The sequence below is a fragment of the Stenotrophomonas sp. Steno-Z2 genome (genome assembly GCF_056393235.1).
In genome coordinates this window covers 80,244-97,573 of sequence record NZ_JBWJOY010000007.1, presented here as the reverse complement: position 1 = coordinate 97,573, position 17,330 = coordinate 80,244, and the positions used below count along the sequence as shown (strand labels likewise).

Annotated in this window: 17 protein-coding genes; 8 read left to right on the top strand and 9 right to left on the bottom strand. The window is 68.9% G+C overall.

The features are described from left to right. Nucleotides 1-98: 98 nt before the first annotated feature. From AC06FP_RS13885 to AC06FP_RS13855, 7 genes are all read right to left on the bottom strand, one after another. Entirely contained in the window at nt 99-836 is a 738-nt protein-coding gene (locus AC06FP_RS13885; protein ID WP_478075891.1) for a copper homeostasis protein CutC, read from the bottom strand. Further along, nucleotides 833-1,837, bottom strand: a complete 1,005-nt coding sequence (locus AC06FP_RS13880) for a glycosylasparaginase (RefSeq protein WP_478075890.1) — start codon at nt 1,835-1,837, stop codon at nt 833-835. Before AC06FP_RS13880 ends, AC06FP_RS13885 begins: the two co-directional genes overlap by 4 nt. Beyond that, nucleotides 1,834-2,874: a glucokinase gene (locus AC06FP_RS13875; protein ID WP_478075889.1), complete on the bottom strand. Its 1,041-nt coding sequence runs from the start codon at nt 2,872-2,874 to the stop codon at nt 1,834-1,836. The genes AC06FP_RS13880 and AC06FP_RS13875 overlap by 4 nt, the downstream gene beginning before the upstream one ends. A 50-nt stretch (nt 2,875-2,924) precedes the next feature. After that, the gene (gene crcB, locus AC06FP_RS13870; protein ID WP_478075888.1) at nt 2,925-3,311 is read right to left on the bottom strand and encodes a fluoride efflux transporter CrcB; all 387 of its coding nucleotides are present in this window, start codon (nt 3,309-3,311) and stop codon (nt 2,925-2,927) included. 61 nt (nt 3,312-3,372) lie between these two features. Further along, on the bottom strand, nt 3,373-4,743 hold the full coding sequence (locus tag AC06FP_RS13865; RefSeq protein ID WP_478075887.1) for a replication-associated recombination protein A: 1,371 nt from the start codon (nt 4,741-4,743) through the stop codon (nt 3,373-3,375). A gap of 73 nt (nt 4,744-4,816) precedes the next feature. Further along, complete coding sequence (gene lolA, locus AC06FP_RS13860; RefSeq protein ID WP_478075886.1) at nt 4,817-5,467, bottom strand: outer membrane lipoprotein periplasmic chaperone LolA; 651 nt, start codon at nt 5,465-5,467, stop codon at nt 4,817-4,819. Between the two features lie 77 nt (nt 5,468-5,544). Beyond that, nucleotides 5,545-7,902: a DNA translocase FtsK gene (locus tag AC06FP_RS13855; protein WP_478075885.1), complete on the bottom strand. Its 2,358-nt coding sequence runs from the start codon at nt 7,900-7,902 to the stop codon at nt 5,545-5,547. 289 nt (nt 7,903-8,191) lie between these two features. Here AC06FP_RS13855 and trxB point away from each other — a divergent pair, with 289 nt between their 5' ends. The 4 genes from trxB (at nt 8,192) to infA (ending at nt 11,406) form a co-directional block, all read left to right on the top strand. After that, on the top strand, nt 8,192-9,166 hold the full coding sequence (trxB, locus tag AC06FP_RS13850) for a thioredoxin-disulfide reductase (RefSeq protein ID WP_478075884.1): 975 nt from the start codon (nt 8,192-8,194) through the stop codon (nt 9,164-9,166). Between the two features lie 48 nt (nt 9,167-9,214). Beyond that, nucleotides 9,215-10,345, top strand: coding sequence for a GNAT family N-acetyltransferase (locus AC06FP_RS13845; protein ID WP_478075937.1), 1,131 nt, complete (start codon nt 9,215-9,217; stop codon nt 10,343-10,345). Then, the gene (gene aat / locus AC06FP_RS13840) at nt 10,342-11,100 is read left to right on the top strand and encodes a leucyl/phenylalanyl-tRNA--protein transferase (protein ID WP_478075883.1); all 759 of its coding nucleotides are present in this window, start codon (nt 10,342-10,344) and stop codon (nt 11,098-11,100) included. Before AC06FP_RS13845 ends, aat begins: the two co-directional genes overlap by 4 nt. A gap of 87 nt (nt 11,101-11,187) precedes the next feature. Beyond that, nucleotides 11,188-11,406: a translation initiation factor IF-1 gene (infA, locus tag AC06FP_RS13835; protein ID WP_005409596.1), complete on the top strand. Its 219-nt coding sequence runs from the start codon at nt 11,188-11,190 to the stop codon at nt 11,404-11,406. Between the two features lie 190 nt (nt 11,407-11,596). Here the strand turns inward: infA and clpA are convergent, their stop codons facing one another. Further along, nucleotides 11,597-13,876 carry an ATP-dependent Clp protease ATP-binding subunit ClpA gene (gene clpA, locus AC06FP_RS13830; RefSeq protein ID WP_456116156.1) on the bottom strand — a complete coding sequence of 760 codons (2,280 nt, stop codon included), beginning with the start codon at nt 13,874-13,876 and terminating at the stop codon, nt 11,597-11,599. Nucleotides 13,877-14,200: 324 nt separating this feature from the next. After that, a complete protein-coding gene (gene clpS, locus AC06FP_RS13825; protein ID WP_478075882.1) occupies nt 14,201-14,521 on the bottom strand; it encodes an ATP-dependent Clp protease adapter ClpS in 321 nt (106 codons plus the stop codon). Nucleotides 14,522-14,627: 106 nt separating this feature from the next. Here clpS and AC06FP_RS13820 point away from each other — a divergent pair, with 106 nt between their 5' ends. From AC06FP_RS13820 to hflD, 4 genes are read left to right on the top strand one after another with little or no spacing between them, the layout of a single operon-like run. Continuing rightward, entirely contained in the window at nt 14,628-15,104 is a 477-nt protein-coding gene (locus tag AC06FP_RS13820) for a type III secretion system chaperone family protein (RefSeq protein WP_456116157.1), read from the top strand. Between the two features lie 2 nt (nt 15,105-15,106). Continuing rightward, nucleotides 15,107-15,568, top strand: coding sequence for an NUDIX hydrolase (locus AC06FP_RS13815; RefSeq protein ID WP_478075881.1), 462 nt, complete (start codon nt 15,107-15,109; stop codon nt 15,566-15,568). Then, complete coding sequence (gene mnmA, locus AC06FP_RS13810) at nt 15,565-16,698, top strand: tRNA 2-thiouridine(34) synthase MnmA (protein ID WP_456116159.1); 1,134 nt, start codon at nt 15,565-15,567, stop codon at nt 16,696-16,698. Before AC06FP_RS13815 ends, mnmA begins: the two co-directional genes overlap by 4 nt. Then, complete coding sequence (hflD, locus tag AC06FP_RS13805; protein ID WP_478075880.1) at nt 16,695-17,318, top strand: high frequency lysogenization protein HflD; 624 nt, start codon at nt 16,695-16,697, stop codon at nt 17,316-17,318. Before mnmA ends, hflD begins: the two co-directional genes overlap by 4 nt. Nucleotides 17,319-17,330: the final 12 nt, after the last annotated feature.

Below are 17,330 nucleotides of genomic sequence, written 5' to 3'. Positions count from 1 at the left end.
TCCCGTCAGCTGATTCAGCGCGGCTGCCTTCGCTCGGGTCTTCTTAATTTCGCATAATGTATATTATGTAAAATTCAGGTGGTGCTTGCCGTGTTAGGTCAACCGGCCTGATCCAACGCCCGCCGCAACCCTCTCACCAGTTCCTCGTCGGACTGCACCCAGTCGTTCTCCAGGCCGACGAGCGCCGGGTTGTGGTGGCGCATGGCCGAGGTACGGGATGTCTTGGCAGATGCATGCAGTTCATTGCAGCCACTCCGGGCGGCGACAGCGGCGATGTTGTCTGCATCGAGGCCGGCACCGGCCATCAGGCGGATGCGGTCGCCGGCCTGCGTGACGAGTTGCCGCAACATGTGGCAGCCGGCCATTGCGCCGGCGGCGGCGCCGGAGCTGAGGATGCGGTGGCAGCCAAGGGCGATGACCTGTTCCATGGACGCCGGCAGATCGCGTGCGGCGTCGAAGGCGCGGTGGAACGTGATGCCAAGCGGACCGGCGGCTGCGACGAGTTCGCGGCATAGCGGGACGTCCACGTCGCCGTCCAAGGTCAGCGCGCCGATCACTACGCCATCGCATCCGAGCTGCCGGCAGCTCTCGATGTCGCGCAGCATGATTTCGGTTTCCTGGGCGTCGTAGTGGAAATCGCCCGGGCGCGGGCGGATCAGCACGAACAGCGGAATGCGCAGGCGGTCGCGGGCCACGGCGACGCTGCCGCGCGAAGGCGTGGTGCCGCCCTGCGCCAGGTTGTCGAACAGTTCGATGCGGTCGGCGCCGCCTGCCTGCGCGGCCAGCGCCGATGCGACGGAATTGCTGGCGATCTCCAGAAGGCGGCGTCCGCTCATGTCTGCTCGCTACTGTAGACGGAGGTGGAATCCAGCAGCGCGTCCTGCTTGCCAGCGTCGCACACCGCGTAAACGAAGCCGCGATGCAGCGCGTAGGCACCGACTTCGCCGTTCCTGTTCATCGCCAGGAAGCACACCTGCAGGGTGCGGCTGGCTTCGGGGCGCTTGTGCACTACCCGCGCGATGGCTTCGCGGCAGGCATCGGCCGGCGAGCGGCCCTGGCGCATCAGTTCCACCACCAGGAAGGAAGCGGCGTTGCGGATCATTTCCTCGCCCATGCCCGAGGCGGTGGCCGCGCCGACTTCGTTGTCGACGTACAGGCCGGCACCGATGATGGGGCTGTCGCCGACGCGGCCGTGCATCTTGAAGGCCATGCCGCTGGTGGTGCAGGCGCCGGCCATGCGGCCCTTCGCATCGATGGCCAGGATGCCGAGGGTGTCGTGGTTGTCCTTGTCGCCAGGGCGGCCGCGACGTTCGGCGTTGATCTGCGGCGCGTAATGCTCGGTCTTGAGCCACTCACGCCAGGCGTTTTCGGCTTCCGGCGTAAGCAATCTGCGGCGCTCGAAGCCCTGCTGCACGGCGAACTGCTGGGCGCCCTCGCCCACCAGCATCACGTGCGGGGTCTGTTCCATCACCCGGCGCGCGACCGATACCGGATGCAGGATGTCGCTGAGCGCGGCGACCGAGCCGCAGCGGCCGTCGCCGTCCATGATGCTGGCGTCCAGCGTGAGTACGCCATCGCGGTCAGGGTTGCCGCAGTGGCCCACGGTGGGATTGCACAGGTCGCTTTCCGCCCAGCGGGCGCCCGCCTCCACCGCGTCCAGGGCGCTGCCGCCGGCCGCGAGCACTTTCCAGGCGGCCTGGTTGGCGCCTACGCCGAAATCCCAGGTCGACACCACCCGCGCGCCATTGGCCGCCGGTGGCGATGCCAGCAGGCGCGGCGCGGCGCCGGCCGCGGCCAGCAGCATGGAGGTCTGCAGGAACTGCCTGCGTGTGCTCATCGGGGTTCTCCGGTGGTGGTGGGGCGGCAGGCGTCGTCCGCATGCCAGGCAAGCGCGCCGAGCACGCCGAGTTCGCCATCGTCGATGCGCCACACCGGCACCCCGTGCAGGGCGGACGACAGCACGCCCTTGGCCAGGAAGCGCCCCTGGAAATCGCCTTCGTGCAGCCAGTCGGCAAGATGGCCGGTGATGCCGCCGGTGAGGTACACCGACCGCGCGCCGAAGGTGAGCGCCAGGTCGCCGGCGACGCTGCCCAGCCAGGCGCAGAACGCGCGCGTGCTGCTCAAGGCGAGCGGGTCGTCGCCATTGCGCGCCGCCGCCACCAGCGCGGCGGGCGTTTCCCAGCGCGGCGTCGCCCCTTCCTGCTCGCACAGGCAGGCGTAGAGCGTCATCAGCCCCGGGCCGGACAGGATGCGTTCGCTGTCCACATGCCCATGGCGCTGCAGCAGCAGCCGCAGCACGTCCAGTTCCAGCGTATTGCCGGCGGCCAGCGAGGCGTGCCCGCCTTCGCTGGCCAGTACCGGTGGCTGGCTGTTCTCCAGGCGCAGCGCCACGCCCAGGCCGGTACCCGGCCCCAGCACCAGCGCCGGCCCCGGCGGACGGCGATCGGCGTCGCCCGAGAGCAGGTGCAGCGCGCCCGGTTCGACATGGGGAATGGCCTGGGCCACGGCCACGAAGTCGTTGATCAGTTCCAGCTCGCCCAGCCCCGCTTCGCGACGGGTTTCCGCCAGCGACACCGGCCAGGCCAGGTTGGTGTTGAGCAGGCGGTCGCCATCCAGCAGGCCGGCGATGGCCACGACCGCGCGGCCCACCGGCGGGATGGCCGGGTCTGCGCGCAGGCGCGCGGCATAGTCGCGCAGGATCGCGGCCAGGCTCGGGTGGTCGGCGCAGGCGTAGCGGTGGAAATCGTTGACCCGGATCGGCTCGCCCGGTCGCAGTGTGGTCCAGCCCAGGCGGGCGTAGGTGCCGCCGACGTCAGCGCCGATGATGGTCGTTGCCACCCCCGGCTCGTTCATTCCACCCTGCTCTACCGGCATCGTCTTTCAATCGTTCCAAATGGAAAGCGGATCATGCGTTGGAAGCCGGCTCACGCCAAGGGGCGCAGCACGCGCCAGGTGGTCCAGCCCAGCGCGGTCATCGACAGCGAGCCGGCCAGGTGCAGGCCGATCGTCGCCAGCGCCCAGCCCAGTTGCTGGCGCAGGAACAACTGCACGACTTCGGCGGAGAAGGTGGAGAAAGTGGTCAGACCACCGAGCAGGCCGGTGACGATGAACAAGCGCCACTGCGGCGCGATGTCCGGCCGCACCGCGAACCAGGCCAGCGCCAGGCCGATGACGTAGCCACCCAGCAGATTGGCGGCCAGCGTGCCCAGTGGAACGGTGGGATGGATCGGGTTCAACCAAACGCTCAGGCCGAACCGCAGCCATGCACCAATCGCCGCTCCAAGGCCTATCGCCACAAAGGAAAGCCACATGGGCCGATGTCTCCTGCTGTCATGGAAAGCCCCGGATGCACTCCGGGACGCGCTGCGTTGCTCAGTCCTGCGGCTTGCCCCCCGCCCTCGCCTGTTCGCGCGCCGCGCGCAGGCGGTCGAGCTTCTCCTTGAGCTTGATTTCCAGCCCGCGTTCGACCGGCCGGTAGTACACGCGTTCGCCCATCTCGTCCGGGAACGCGGTCTGGTCCAGGGCGATGCCGCCCTCGACGTCGTGGTCGTACTGGTAGCCCTTGCCGTAGCCCAAGGTCTTCATCAACCGCGTCGGCGCATTGCGCAGGTGCATCGGCACCGGCATCGAACCGAGCTCGGCGACATCGGCGCGGGCGGCGTTCAGCGCGGCATAGGCGGCGTTGGACTTGGCGGTACTGGCCAGGTAGACGACCAGGTTGGACAGCGCGATGTTGCCTTCCGGCGCGCCGATGCGGTCGTAGGCGTTCCAGACATTGATCGCCATTTCCAGGGCGCGCGGATCGGCCAGGCCGACGTCTTCCACCGCCATGATGGTCAGCCGGCGCAGGAGGTAGGACGGATCGCAGCCGCCATCGAGCATGCGCGCCAGCCAGTAGATCGCGCCGTCCGGGTTGGAGCTGCGCACCGACTTGTGCAGCGCCGAGATCTGGTCGTAGAACTGCTCCCCGCCCTTGTCGAAACGGCGGGTGCGGTCGGCCAGCACCTGCAGCAGGGTTTCCGGCGTGATCTGGCCGCCCTCGCCCACCGCCAGTTCCGCGGCGATTTCCAGCAGGGTCAGGGCGCGGCGCACGTCGCCGTCGGCGGCGCGGGCAATTTCCAGCAGCGATTCGTGCGAGACGCGGATGTCCTCATCGCCCAGGCCGCGCTCCCTGTCGTGCAGTGCGCGCTGCAGCGCTTCGGCCACGTCCTCGGGCGATACCGCCTCGAGCACATGCACGCGGCAGCGCGACAGCAGCGCCGAGTTCAGTTCGAAGGACGGGTTTTCGGTGGTGGCGCCGACGAAGATGATGGTGCCGCGTTCGATGTGCGGCAGGAACGCGTCCTGCTGCGACTTGTTGAAGCGGTGCACCTCGTCCACGAACAGCACGGTGCGCCGGCCTTCGGCAAAGCGCTGCGCGGCCTCGGCCAGCACCTGCCGCACTTCCGGCAGGCCGGACAGCACCGCCGATATCGCGCGGAACTCGGCATCGGCATAACGCGCCAGCAGCAGCGCCAGGGTGGTCTTGCCGCAACCGGGCGGGCCCCACAGCACCATGGAATGGACGCGGCCGGATTCGATGGCGCGGCGCAGCGCGGTGTTGGGCGCCAGCAGGCGCTTCTGCCCGACCATCTCGTCGAGCGTGCGCGGGCGCATGCGCTCGGCGAGCGGGCGCATGCCTTCCCGGTCCGCGCTCAGCAGGTCGGCAGGAGGTTCGGAGAACGTGTTTCTGGATCTGGCCACCCCCGCATTCTAGCGTGGCCGCCCACCCGATCCGCGAGGCTGCCGGCCCGTGGCCGGCATCTTCCGGTCGCGCTTACCGCTCGCCGATGACGTCCACGTCCTTCGGCGGCGTGAAGCGGAAGGTACCCGCGGCGAAGGCCGGGTTCTTCTTCCAGCCGCTGAAGTCGATGACGGTACGCTGACCCACCGCATCGACGACCTCCATGCGCCCCAGCCCGGCCTGGCCGAAGCCGAGCGCGGCGTACTGGAAGCTGGCGTCGGTCTCGCGCTTGGGACTCAGCGAGAGCCACTGCAGGCCGTCGCGCGGCGCCGCTTCCTCGCTGACGTCGTACTGGCGTTCCAACTGCGCGGGGTTGATCAGCGCGGTCAGCGGGCTGTTCTGCTCTTCCTCGCCCTGGTCGCGCACGGTGGCCTGCTCCAGGTCGGGTTCATAGACCCAGACCTTGCTGCCGTCGGCCACGATCAGCTGCGGATGCGGGCGGGTGTATTCCCAGCGGAACAGGCGCGGCGCCGACAGCGCGACGCGGCCGCTGGACGACTCCTTGAGTTTGCCGCGGGCGTCGAACACCTGCTGGCTGAACTGCCCGTCGAGGCCGCGCAGGCCATTGGTGAAGGTCTTGAGGTCGTCGCGCGCGCCGGCGTGGGCATCGGCGACGAAGCCGGCAGCGGCCAGGGCGACGGCGATCAACGTGGGACGCAGGAAGACGTTCATGGCGGTGGTCATCGGTGGACGGAGGATGGGCAGAGTCTGCCGGGAACAAACTGAATGGGCGGCAATCGTCGCCGGTCGCCGCCCCGCCCTTACTTGGGCGGTGGCGGCGCCAGCACGCTGCGGTCGCCGTTGTGCTCCGGCGCGCTGACCACGCCGGCCGCTTCCATCGCCTCGATCAGGCGCGCGGCGCGGTTGTAGCCGATCTTCAGCCGGCGCTGCACGCCGGAGATCGAGGCGCGGCGGGTCTCGGTGACGATGCGCAGCGCCTCGTCGTACAGCGGGTCGGATTCGTCGCCGCCACCACTGGATTCGGGCAGGCCGGTGGCGCCGACCACCACGCCGTCGCCCATGGTCTGCACTTCGTCCAGCACGCCTTCGATGTAGTCGGCCGGGCCGCTGGCCTTGAGGTGTTCGACCACGCGGTGCACTTCCTCGTCGGAGACGAAGGCACCGTGCACGCGGTCCGGCATCGCCGTGCCCGGCGGCAGGTACAGCATGTCGCCGTTGCCCAGCAGCGCCTCGGCGCCGGACTGGTCGAGGATGGTGCGCGAGTCGATCTTGGAGCTGACCTGGAAGGCGATGCGGGTCGGGATATTGGCCTTGATCAGGCCGGTGATGACGTCCACCGACGGGCGCTGCGTGGCCAGGATCAGGTGGATGCCGGCGGCACGCGCCTTCTGCGCCAGGCGCGCGATCAGTTCCTCGACCTTCTTGCCGACGATCATCATCATGTCGGCGAATTCGTCGATGAAGATGACGATGAACGGCAGCGGCTCCAGCGGGCGCGGCGCCTCGCCCATTTCCGGGTTCGGCTTGAACAGCGGGTCCATCAGCGGCTGGCCGGCGTCGATGGCGTCCTTGACCTTCTTGTTGAAGCCGGCCAGGTTGCGCACGCCCACCGCGCTCATCAGCTTGTAGCGGCGCTCCATTTCGGCCACGCACCAGCGCAGGCCGTTGGCGGCCTCCTTCATGTCGGTGACCACCGGCGCCAGCAGGTGCGGGATGCCCTGGTAGACGCTGAGTTCCAGCATCTTCGGGTCGATCATCAGCATGCGCAGGTCTTTCGGGCTGGCCTTGTACAGCAGGCTCAGCACCATGGCGTTGACCGCCACCGACTTGCCCGAACCGGTGGTGCCGGCGACCAGCAGGTGCGGCATGCGCGCCAGGTCGGCCACGGTCGGACGGCCGGCGATGTCCTTGCCCAGCGCCAGGGTCAGCACGCTGGCCGACTTGTCGTATTCCTTCGAGCGCAGCAGCTCGGACAGGAAGATCATCTCGCGGGTGACGTTGGGGATTTCCAGGCCGATCACCGACTTGCCCGGGATCACGTCGACCACGCGCACCGACTTCACCGACAGGCCGCGGGCGATGTCCTTGTCCAGCGAACTGATCTGGCTGACCTTGATGCCCGGCGCCGGTTCGATCTCGAAGCGGGTGATGACCGGGCCGGGATAGGCGCCGACCACCTGCGCGTCGATGCGGAAATCCTTGAGCTTGAACTCGATCTGCCGCGACAGCGTCTCCAGCGTCTGCTCGTCGTAGCCCTTGGGCTGCGGCCTGGGGTCGTCCAGCAGGGCCAGCGGCGGCAGGTCCGAGCCGTCGCCGTTGACGCCCTGGAACATCGGGATCTGGGTCTCGCGCTTGGCGCGTTCGCTCTTCTCGATCACCGGCGCCGGCCGCGGCTCGATCTTCACCGGCTCGCGCTTGGCGCGCACCTCGGCGTCGACTTTGCGCACTTCCTCGCGTTCCTCGCGCAGCGCACGGGTCTGCTGCCACTCGCTGGCCTGTTCCTTCTTCTTCATCAGCAGCGGGCCCAGCGCCAGCACCCACTTGCCGATCTTCTCCATCACCAGGAACCACGACAGTCCGGTGGCCAGGGTGATCGAGGTCAGCAGCAGCACCAGCAGGAACAGGTTGCTGCCCACCGGGCCGAACCCGCTCTGCAGCGACTTGCCGACCAGCACGCCGAGGCCGCCGCCGGCGCGGGCGACGTCGCCCGGCGGCAGGCGCAGATAGAGGAAGCCGGTGGCGCCGATCAGGAAGCCGACGATGCCGACCAGGCGCAATGCCGGGCCAAGGTCGTCCTGGCCGCGGTCCTCGCGCTTGAGCCCGAACATGGCGATCCAGGCCACCGCCGCCAGCATCAGCGGTACCAGATAGGCCACGTAGCCGAACAGCTGGCGCAGCACGTCGGCGATCCACGCCCCTACCCGGCCGCCCATGTTGTGGATGGGCGCGACCACCGAGCCGGCCTGCGACCAGCCGGGGTCGGTCGGGGAATAGGTAAACAGGCTTGCCAGCAGATACAGCAGCGCCGGCGCGATCGCGATCAGCGCCAGATCGCGCCACAGCTTGTTGCGGCGCGGGTTGTCCGAGGCGGCCGCCTGCCTGCGCGCGTTGCCGCTGGCGCCAGCGCCTTTGTCACGTTCCGGGACCTGTTTCGCCACCTTGGACCAGACCTTAGAAATGCACGGTTAGTGATTGATATTAAACGACAGGCGGCGCCGTTTCATCCGTTCCGGCCGGGGCACGGCGACAGCGGGCGTGCAAAGGCATCGACAGGCCGCCTGGAACGCCCGGGCCGGTCTGCGGCAGCGGGCGGGAGCGGCCCTGCGGGTCGCGCAGTTCCATTCCTGCGCCTTGATTCACCGGAGCCCGGTCTCCACTCTATGGACCTGCCCGGACGGTCGCCATGTACCGCGATCGCGCCGCCAATCCCGACTTCCGCGAGTATACATGAGCACTTCCAGCGCCCCGTCCCTGCCCACCCGCCACCAGAAGCTCGTCATCCTCGGCTCCGGCCCCGCCGGCTGGACCGCCGCGGTCTATGCCGCGCGCGCCAACCTCAAGCCGGTGGTGATCACCGGCCTGCAGCAGGGCGGCCAGCTGATGACCACCACCGAGGTGGACAACTGGCCGGGCGACGCCCATGGCCTGATGGGGCCGGACCTGATGGCGCGCATGCAGGCCCACGCCGAGCGCTTCGACACCGAGGTGGTGTTCGACCACATCCATACCGCCGACCTGTCGCAGCGCCCGTTCAAGCTCACCGGCGACAGCGCGCAGTACACCTGCGACGCGCTGATCATCGCCACCGGCGCCACCGCCAAGTACCTGGGCATCCCCTCCGAGGAGGCGTTCAAGGGCCGCGGCGTGTCGGCCTGCGCCACCTGCGACGGCTTCTTTTACAAGGACCAGGACGTGGTGGTGGTCGGCGGCGGCAACACCGCCGTGGAAGAGGCGCTGTACCTGTCCAACATCGCCCGCAAGGTCTACCTGGTGCACCGCCGCGACACGCTCAAGGCGGAAAAGATCATGCAGGACAAGCTGTTCGCCAAGGTGGCCGCCGGCAGGATCGAGACCGTGTGGCACCATCAGGTCGACGAGGTGCTGGGCAACGAGATGGGCGTGACCGGCGTGCGGGTGAAGTCCACCCAGGACGGCAGCACCCGCGACATCGCCGCGCATGGCTTCTTCGTCGCCATCGGCCACCAGCCCAATACCGATCTGTTCAAGGGCCAGCTGGCGATGAACAACGGTTACCTGGAGATCCGCTCGGGCCTGGGCGGCAATGCCACCATGACCTCGGTCGAGGGCGTGTTCGCCGCCGGCGACGTCGCCGACCAGCACTACCGCCAGGCCATCACCTCGGCCGGCTTCGGCTGCATGGCGGCGCTGGACGCCGAGCGTTTCCTCGACCAGAACGGTTGAAGCCGCAGGGAGCGCCGGCCTGGCCGGCCTCCCTTGGCATTCCTGGCCATGGCGCAGATCCGCTGGCTGGACACCCTGCAGGACATCCCGGCCGGAAGCTGGGACGCCCTGCACGGGCATGACAACCCCTTTGTCAGCCATGCATTCCTGGCGGGCCTGGAGCAGCACGGCTGCCTGCGCCCGGAATGGGGCTGGCGGCCGCGGCACCTGACCCTGTGGCGCAACGACGAACTTGTCGGCGCGGTACCCGGCTACCTGAAGGACAACTCGCATGGCGAGTTCGTGTTCGACCATGCCTGGGCGAACGCCTACGCGCGGCATGGGCTGGACTACTTCCCGAAATGGCTGGGCGCCGTGCCCTATTCGCCGGTCACCGGTCCGCGCCTGCTGGCCCGCGACGACGCCGACCGGCGCCTGCTGCTGCAGGCCATCGTCGCGCAGGTGCGGGACGCCGGGCTGTCCTCGGCCCACGTCAACTTCCATGGCGCGGCCGAGGACGCGGTGTTCGACGCGGACTGGCTGCGGCGCGTGGACGTGCAGTTCCAGTGGCACCGCCAGCCCGGCTGGCGGGATTTCGACGATTTCCTCGGCGCCATGGACCACAAGCGCCGCAAGAACATCCGCCAGGAACGCGCCCGGGTCGCGCGCGGCGGCATCGGCTTCCGTGTCGTGCATGGCGATGAGGCGTCGGCCGACGACCTGCGCGCCATGCACGGGTTCTACCTGCAGACCTTTGCCGAATACGGCAACGCGCCGGCGCTGACCCTGCCGTTCCTGCGCCACCTGGCCGGCACCCTGCCGCGGCAACTGGTGCTGTTCCTGGCCGTGCAGGACGACGTGCCGATCGCCGGCGCGCTGTGCCTGTGTGGCGGCGACACGCTGTACGGCCGCTACTGGGGCGGCGCTACCCTGCCCGGTCTGCATTTCGAGACCTGCTATTACCAGGGCATCGATTACTGCCTGCGCGAGGGGCTGCAGCGTTTCGAACCGGGCGCGCAGGGCGAACACAAGCTGGCGCGCGGCTTCCTGCCGACGCAGGTGCGCAGCCGGCACTGGATCGCCGACCCGCCGTTCCGCCAGGCGCTGCGCGACTGGTGCGCGCGCGAGGAGCGCGATGTCGCGCGCTACGCACAGGCGCTGCAGCGGCACTCGCCCTTCCGGGACGGCGACGGCGCATGAACCGGGCGATGCATCCGTTCCTGCTGCCGCCGGAGCCCGACGCGCCGTTCCCGCCGGCGGAACTGGCGCTGGCCGAGCCGGACGGCCTGCTGGCCGTCGGCGGCGACCTGTCCCCGGTGCGGCTGCTCAATGCCTATGCCGGCGGCATCTTCCCGTGGTTCTCCGAGGGGCAGCCGCTGCTGTGGTGGTCGCCGGACCCGCGCATGGTGTTCCGTACCGATGGCGTGCGGCTGTCCTCGCGCTTCCGCCGCGAGCTGCGCGCCAGCGCCTGGACGGTCATCGCCGATACCGCGTTCGCCGAGGTGATGCGGGCCTGCGCCACGGCGCCGCGCCCGGGCCAGGGCGGCACCTGGATCACCGCCGGCATGCAGCGCGCCTATGGGGAGCTGCACCGGCTCGGGTACGCGCACTCGGTGGAGGTGTTCGACGGCGCGCAGCTGGTCGGCGGCATCTACGGCGTGGCCATCGGCCGGATGTTCTTCGGCGAAAGCATGTTCAGCGGGCGCAGCGGCGGCTCCAAGGTGGCGCTGGCCGCGTTGGCACGCACTCTGTGCGGCTGGGGCTGGCCGCTGATCGACGCCCAGGTCGAGAACCCGCACCTGCTGCGCATGGGCGCCACGCACCTGCCGCGCGATGCCTTCCTGGCGCGGGTGCGGGCGCTGGTCCAGGAGGCGGAAAGGGAGCCGGCCGGGAGCTGGACGCGGCGTTTCGGCCGCTGGCCGGCCTCGGCGTTGGCGGCCTCAGCCGCGGTTTAACGCAAACTTTGCATGATTCCGCGGCGCGGGGTAAAATACGCGGCTTCCGGGCCTGAAAAGGCCATCCGCAGAACCGCACAGGATTACATGTCGAAAGACGACTCCATCGAGTTCGAGGGCACCGTCAGCGAGACGCTGCCGAACACCACTTTCCGCGTTCGACTGGAAAACGGGCACGAAATCATCGCCCACATCTCCGGCCGCATGCGCAAGAACTACATCCGCATCCTTACCGGCGACCGCGTCAAGGTTGAAATGACGCCGTACGACCTGACCAAGGGCCGCATCACCTACCGCATGAAGTAAGTGCGGCAGCCGGACACGCCGAAAGCCAGCCCTGGGCTGGCTTTTTTGCGTGGCTGTGATACAGGGAAAGGGAAAGGGGAAGCGGGAAGCGGGAAGCGGGAATGCAGTGAGCTTGGTGAGCGCGGCCCAGCCTCTTCCGCCCCCTTTGCGCTCACCTCCCCCTTCCCTGCTCCCACCTCCCCGCTCCTCCTCAGACCGTCGCCGGCAACAGGTGCTCCGGCTCGGCCTCGGTCTCGACCACCAGTTCGCCATCGCGCACGTCGATGCTGACCTTGCCGCCGCCGACCAGCTTGCCGAACAGCAGCTCATCGGCCAGCGGGCGCTTGATCTGGTCCTGGATGACCCGGGCCATCGGCCGCGCGCCCATCTGCGGGTCGAAGCCATGGCGGGCCAGCCAGTCGCGCGCGGCCGGCGTGGCCGACAGCGAGACGTGCTTGTCCTGCAGCAGCATCTCCAGCTCGATCAGGAACTTGTCCACCACCCGCAGGATGTGGTCGAAGCCCAGCGCCTGGAACTGCACCACTGCATCGAGGCGGTTGCGGAATTCCGGGGTGAAGCTCTTGCGGATCACTTCCATCGCGTCGGTGGCGTGGTCCTGGCGGGTGAAACCGATCGAACGCCGCGAGGCCTGGGCCGCGCCGGCATTGGTGGTCATCACCAGGATCACGTTCTTGAAGTTGGCTTCGCGGCCGTTGGTGTCGGTGAGGATGCCGCGGTCCATGACCTGCAGCAGGATGTTGAAGATGTCCGGGTGCGCCTTCTCCACTTCGTCCAGCAGCAGCACGCAGTGCGGCGTCTTGACGATCTTCTCGGTCAGCAGGCCGCCCTGGTCGAAGCCGACATAGCCCGGGGGCGCGCCGATCAGGCGGCTGACCGAGTGCGGCTCCATGTACTCGCTCATGTCGAAGCGCACCAACTCGATGCCCAGCTGCAGGGCGAGCTGGCGGGTGACCTCGGTCTTGCCGACGCCGGTGGGGCCGGCGAACAGGAAGTTGCCGATCGGCTTCTCCGGATTGCCCAGGCCCGAGCGCGACAGCTTGATCGCCGAAGCCAGCGATTCGATCGCCGGGTCCTGGCCGAAGATCACCATCTTCAGGTTGCGCTCCAGGTGCTGCAGCACGTCCTTGTCGGTGGCGGTGACCTGCTTGGCCGGGATCCGCGCCATCTTGGCGACGATGGCCTCGACCTCCTCGACGTCGATGGTCGCCTTGCGTTCGGCCTCGGGCAGCAGCCGCTGGCGCGCGCCGGCCTCGTCGATGACGTCGATGGCCTTGTCCGGCAGCAGGCGGTCGCCGATGTGCTTGACCGACAGGTCCACCGCCGCCTGCAGCGCGTCGTCGGCATAGGTCACGCTGTGGTGCGCCTCGTACTTCGGGCGCAGGCCCTTGAGGATCTCGTAGGCCTCGCCCACGGTCGGCTCGACGATGTCGATCTTCTGGAATCGGCGCGCCAGCGCCCGGTCCTTCTCGAAGATGCCGCGGTATTCCTGGAACGTGGTCGAACCGATGCAGCGCAGCTCGCCCGAGGCCAGCGCCGGCTTGATCAGGTTGCTGGCGTCCATGGTGCCGCCCGAGGCGGAGCCCGCGCCGATGATGGTGTGGATCTCGTCGATGAACAGCACCGCGTTGGGCACCTTCTTCAGCGCGCCGATCACGCCCTTCAGGCGCTTCTCGAAATCGCCGCGGTACTTGGTGCCGGCGACCAGTGCGCCCAGGTCGAGCGAGTAGATCACCGCATCGGCCAGCACCTCGGGCACCTCGCCGTCGACGATGCGCTTGGCCAGGCCCTCGGCGATGGCGGTCTTGCCGACGCCGGCCTCGCCCACGTACAGCGGGTTGTTCTTGCGGCGGCGGCACAGCACCTGGATGGTGCGCTCGATCTCGTCGCGGCGGCCGACCAGCGGGTCGATGCGGCCGGCGCGGGCCTGCTCGTTGAGGTTGCTGGCGTACTCGGCCAGGGCGTCGCCCTTGGCCTCGCCCTCGCCGCCCTCGGCGCGGCCCTCGCCATCGATGGACGGCGAGGCGTCGCCGTCCTCACCGGACCGGGCGATGCCGTGGGACAGGTAGTTGACGATGTCCAGCCGGGTCACGTCCTGCTGGTTGAGGTAATAGACCGCGTGCGAGTCCTTCTCGCCGAAGATGGCCACCAGCACGTTGGCGCCGGTGACTTCCTTCTTGCCCGAGGACTGCACGTGGTAGACGGCGCGCTGCAGCACGCGCTGGAAGCCGAGCGTGGGCTGGGTGTCGCGGCCATCGTCGTCGGCCAGGCGCGAGACCGAGGTCTCCACGGCCTGTTCCAGGTCCTGGCGCAGGCGATCCAGGTCGGCGCCGCAGGCCTTGAGCACGGCCTGCGCGGAGGGGTTCTCCAACAGGGCGAGCAGCAGGTGTTCGACCGTCATGAATTCATGACGTGCCTCGCGGGCGCGCTTGTAGCACTGGCCAATCGTCTGCTCGAGGTCTTTGCTGAACATGGGGGACTCCGACTGCGGTTGGAGACAATATGCGGCCTGACTGCACGTTTTCCATCACCCTACCGGATGCCGGTGTTCAGACGGCGTTAGCAGTATGCCGGGCGGGTGGAAACCCGATGCAACGGGCATGCCGGTGGCGGCGGATGGCTGCCCCCGGGGGCGGCATCCGCCCCGGCGGAGGCAGTGCGGCAACCCCGGCCCGTCCAACAATGGGTACGGGCCAGGCCGGGACCAACGTGGCCGCCATCGTCATGCCCGGAACAGTGCGGACTGCCGGTGACGGGAGTGACGACGGCGATGGGGCGGCGCCGGCGGCCAGGCCGCTCAGGCCTTCTCCATCGTGCACAGCAGCGGGTGCTGGTTCATGCGCGAGAACTCGTTGACCTGCGCCACCTTGGTCTCGGCGACCTCGCGGCTGTAGACGCCGCAGATGCCGCGGCCGCGGGTATGGACGTGCAGCATCACCTGGGTGGCCCTGTCCAGGTCCATGGCGAAGAAGTTCTGCAGCACGGCCACCACGAAATCCATCGGGGTGTAGTCGTCGTTCAGCAGCATCACCTGGTACAGCGGCGGCGGCGCGACCTCGGGCTTGCCGGGTTCCACCAGCAGGCCGTGGTCGTTCTCGTGTTGGAGCTTGCGGGGCATGCGCCGAATTATAGCGGCTGGCCCCGGCCTGCTGCGCCGAATTGGACGTGAACGCCCCGGCCAACGCACAATTTGCACCTGTTCAACCAATCCCGCAGGGAATGCAATGAAAAAGTACGTGGCTGGAATGATGATGGCGGGCGTGTTGGGTGGCATGGCCGGAACGGCCTTCGCCGGTGAGCCGGACGCGGCGGTGGGCCGGGTGCTCGACTCGCTGGAATACAAGTACGAGATCGACGACGACGGCGATTACCGCATGGTGTTCGACATGGAGGACGAGCGCACCCAGCTGGTGTACGTGCGTTCCTCGGTCGAGACCTATGGCGCCCACCGGGTCCGCGAGATCTGGTCGCCGGGCTACAAGTCCTCCGGCCCGCAGCTGCCGGCGCTGGTGGCCAACCGCCTGCTCGAGGACTCCAACGATTCCAAGCTCGGCGGCTGGGTCAAGCAGGGCGACATGGCCATGTTCGTGGTCAAGATCGACGCCGACGCCAAGGCCGACGTGCTCAGCGACGCCATCGACGCGGCGATCAAGAGCGCCGATGCCATCGAGCTGGAACTGACGGCCAAGGACGAGTACTGAGGGTGAACGCCTTGCACTCCCCGCGCTGGGTGCCACGCGTCACCGTGGCCACCGTGGTGTCCCGCGCCGGGCAGTTGCTGCTGGTGGAAGAAGAAAAACATGGCCGCCGGGTGCTGAACCAGCCGGCGGGCCATCTGGAAGCGGGCGAAAGCCTGGTCGAGGCCGCGGTGCGCGAGACGCGCGAGGAAACCGGCTGGGAGGTGCGGCCGACCGCCTTCATCGGCGCCTACCAATGGGACGCCCCCGACGGCAAGTCGTTCCTGCGCTTCGCCTTCGCCGCCGAGCCGGTGCGGCACTACCCGGATCAACCGCTGGATACCGGCATCGTGCAGGCGCTGTGGCTGACGCCGGCCGCGCTGCAGGCCGACATGGCGCGGCTGCGCAGCCCGCTGGTCTGGCAGGCCGTGTCGGACTGGCTGGCCGGGCAGCGTAATCCGCTGTCGCTGCTGAGGCAGGTGCCGTGAACCGCCCGGACGTGGTCGTCGGTGTTTCCGGCGGCGTGGACTCCTCGGTCGCCGCCCTGGTGCTGGTACGGCAGGGGCTGGATGTCGCCGGTCTGTTCATGCAGAACTGGGCGGACGACGGTTCCGGTGAATGCCGGGCCGAAGACGACCGCCGCGACGCGGTGGCGGTGTGCGGGCGGCTGGGCATTCCCTTCCATTTCCGCGATTTCTCCGCCGAGTACTGGCAGGGCGTGTTCGAACACTTCCTGGCCGAGTACGCGGCCGGGCGCACGCCCAATCCGGACGTGCTGTGCAACCGCGAGGTCAAGTTCAAGCACTTCCTGGACGCCGCCCGCGAGCTGGGCGCCGGACGCATCGCCACCGGGCACTACGCGCAGGTGGAACGCTCCGGTGGGCGCTGGCGCCTGCTGCGCGGCGCCGACCGCGGCAAGGACCAGAGCTATTTCCTGCACCAGCTGGGCCAGGAACAGCTGGCCGCCACGCTGTTCCCGATCGGCCACCTGGAAAAGAGCCAGCTGCGCCGCATCGCCCAGGAGGCCGGGTTGCCGACCCACGCCAAGAAGGATTCGACCGGCATCTGCTTCATCGGCGAGCGCGACTTCCGCCAGTTCCTGGGCCAGTACCTGCCTGCCCGCGAAGGCGAGATCCGCGACCCCGAGGGGCAGCCCATCGGCCGCCATCCGGGCGTGTTCTATTTCACCCTGGGCCAGCGCGAGGGCCTGAACATCGGCGGCGTTCGCGGCCGACCGGCGGCGCCCTGGTACGTGGTCGGCAAGGACGTGGCGGCCAACATCCTGTACGTGGACCAGGGCCACGACAGCCCGTGGCTGCAGTCCAGCCGCCTGCATACCGAGTCCATGCACTGGATCGCCGGCAGCGCGCCCGCCGCCGGTTTCCGCTGCACCGCGCAGACCCGTTACCGGCAGCCGGACGAACCCTGCCGCGTGAGCGTGCGCGGGGACGGCACCCTGCAGGTGGATTTCGACCGGCCGCAGCGGGCGGTCACGCCGGGCCAGTCGCTGGTGCTGTATGACGGCCCCGAATGCCTGGGTGGCGCGGTCATCGCCGCCACCGACGCGCCGCTGGAGCGGCGTGCGCCCCGGCCCGTTTCCCTTGAGAGGCAAGCATGAGTTTTTCCTTCGACGACCGTGTCCTGGCGCTGGCCGGCATCGCCCAGGCCCTGCAGCAGGTAAGGCGCATCGCCGAAACCGGCCATTCCGACGCCGCGGTGGTGCGCACCGCGATGGACAGCGTGATGCGCATCGACGCGCCCTCGCCCACCGCCGTGTATGGCGACGGCCGCCAGCTCGAACCCGGGCTGCGCCTGCTGCGCGATTACTTCGGCAACCAGGGCAAGGACGAACTGCTGCCGCGCCTGGCGCTGTCGGTGATGCAGCTGGAGCGCCGCTTCGTGCGCGAAGGCGCCACCGTGGACAAGGTCCAGTCCGGCGTCGCGCGCGCCGCAGCTCAGGCCCGCGAACTGGGCGACCCCGCCCATCCGGACGTGCTGGCGGCCATGGGCGGCCTGTACGCGGACACCATCAGCCAGCTCAAGCCGCGGATCATGGTGCAGGGCAACCCGCACTACCTGGGCCAGGCCGGCGTGGTGGCCGAGATCCGCGCCCTGCTGCTGGCCGCGGTGCGCTCGGCGGTGCTGTGGCGCCAGCTTGGCGGCAGTTACTGGGACTTCCTGTTCTCGCGCCGGGCCATGCTCGAGGCGATCGGGCGGCGACTGCACGGCGGCGGCTAAAGACCGGCCCCA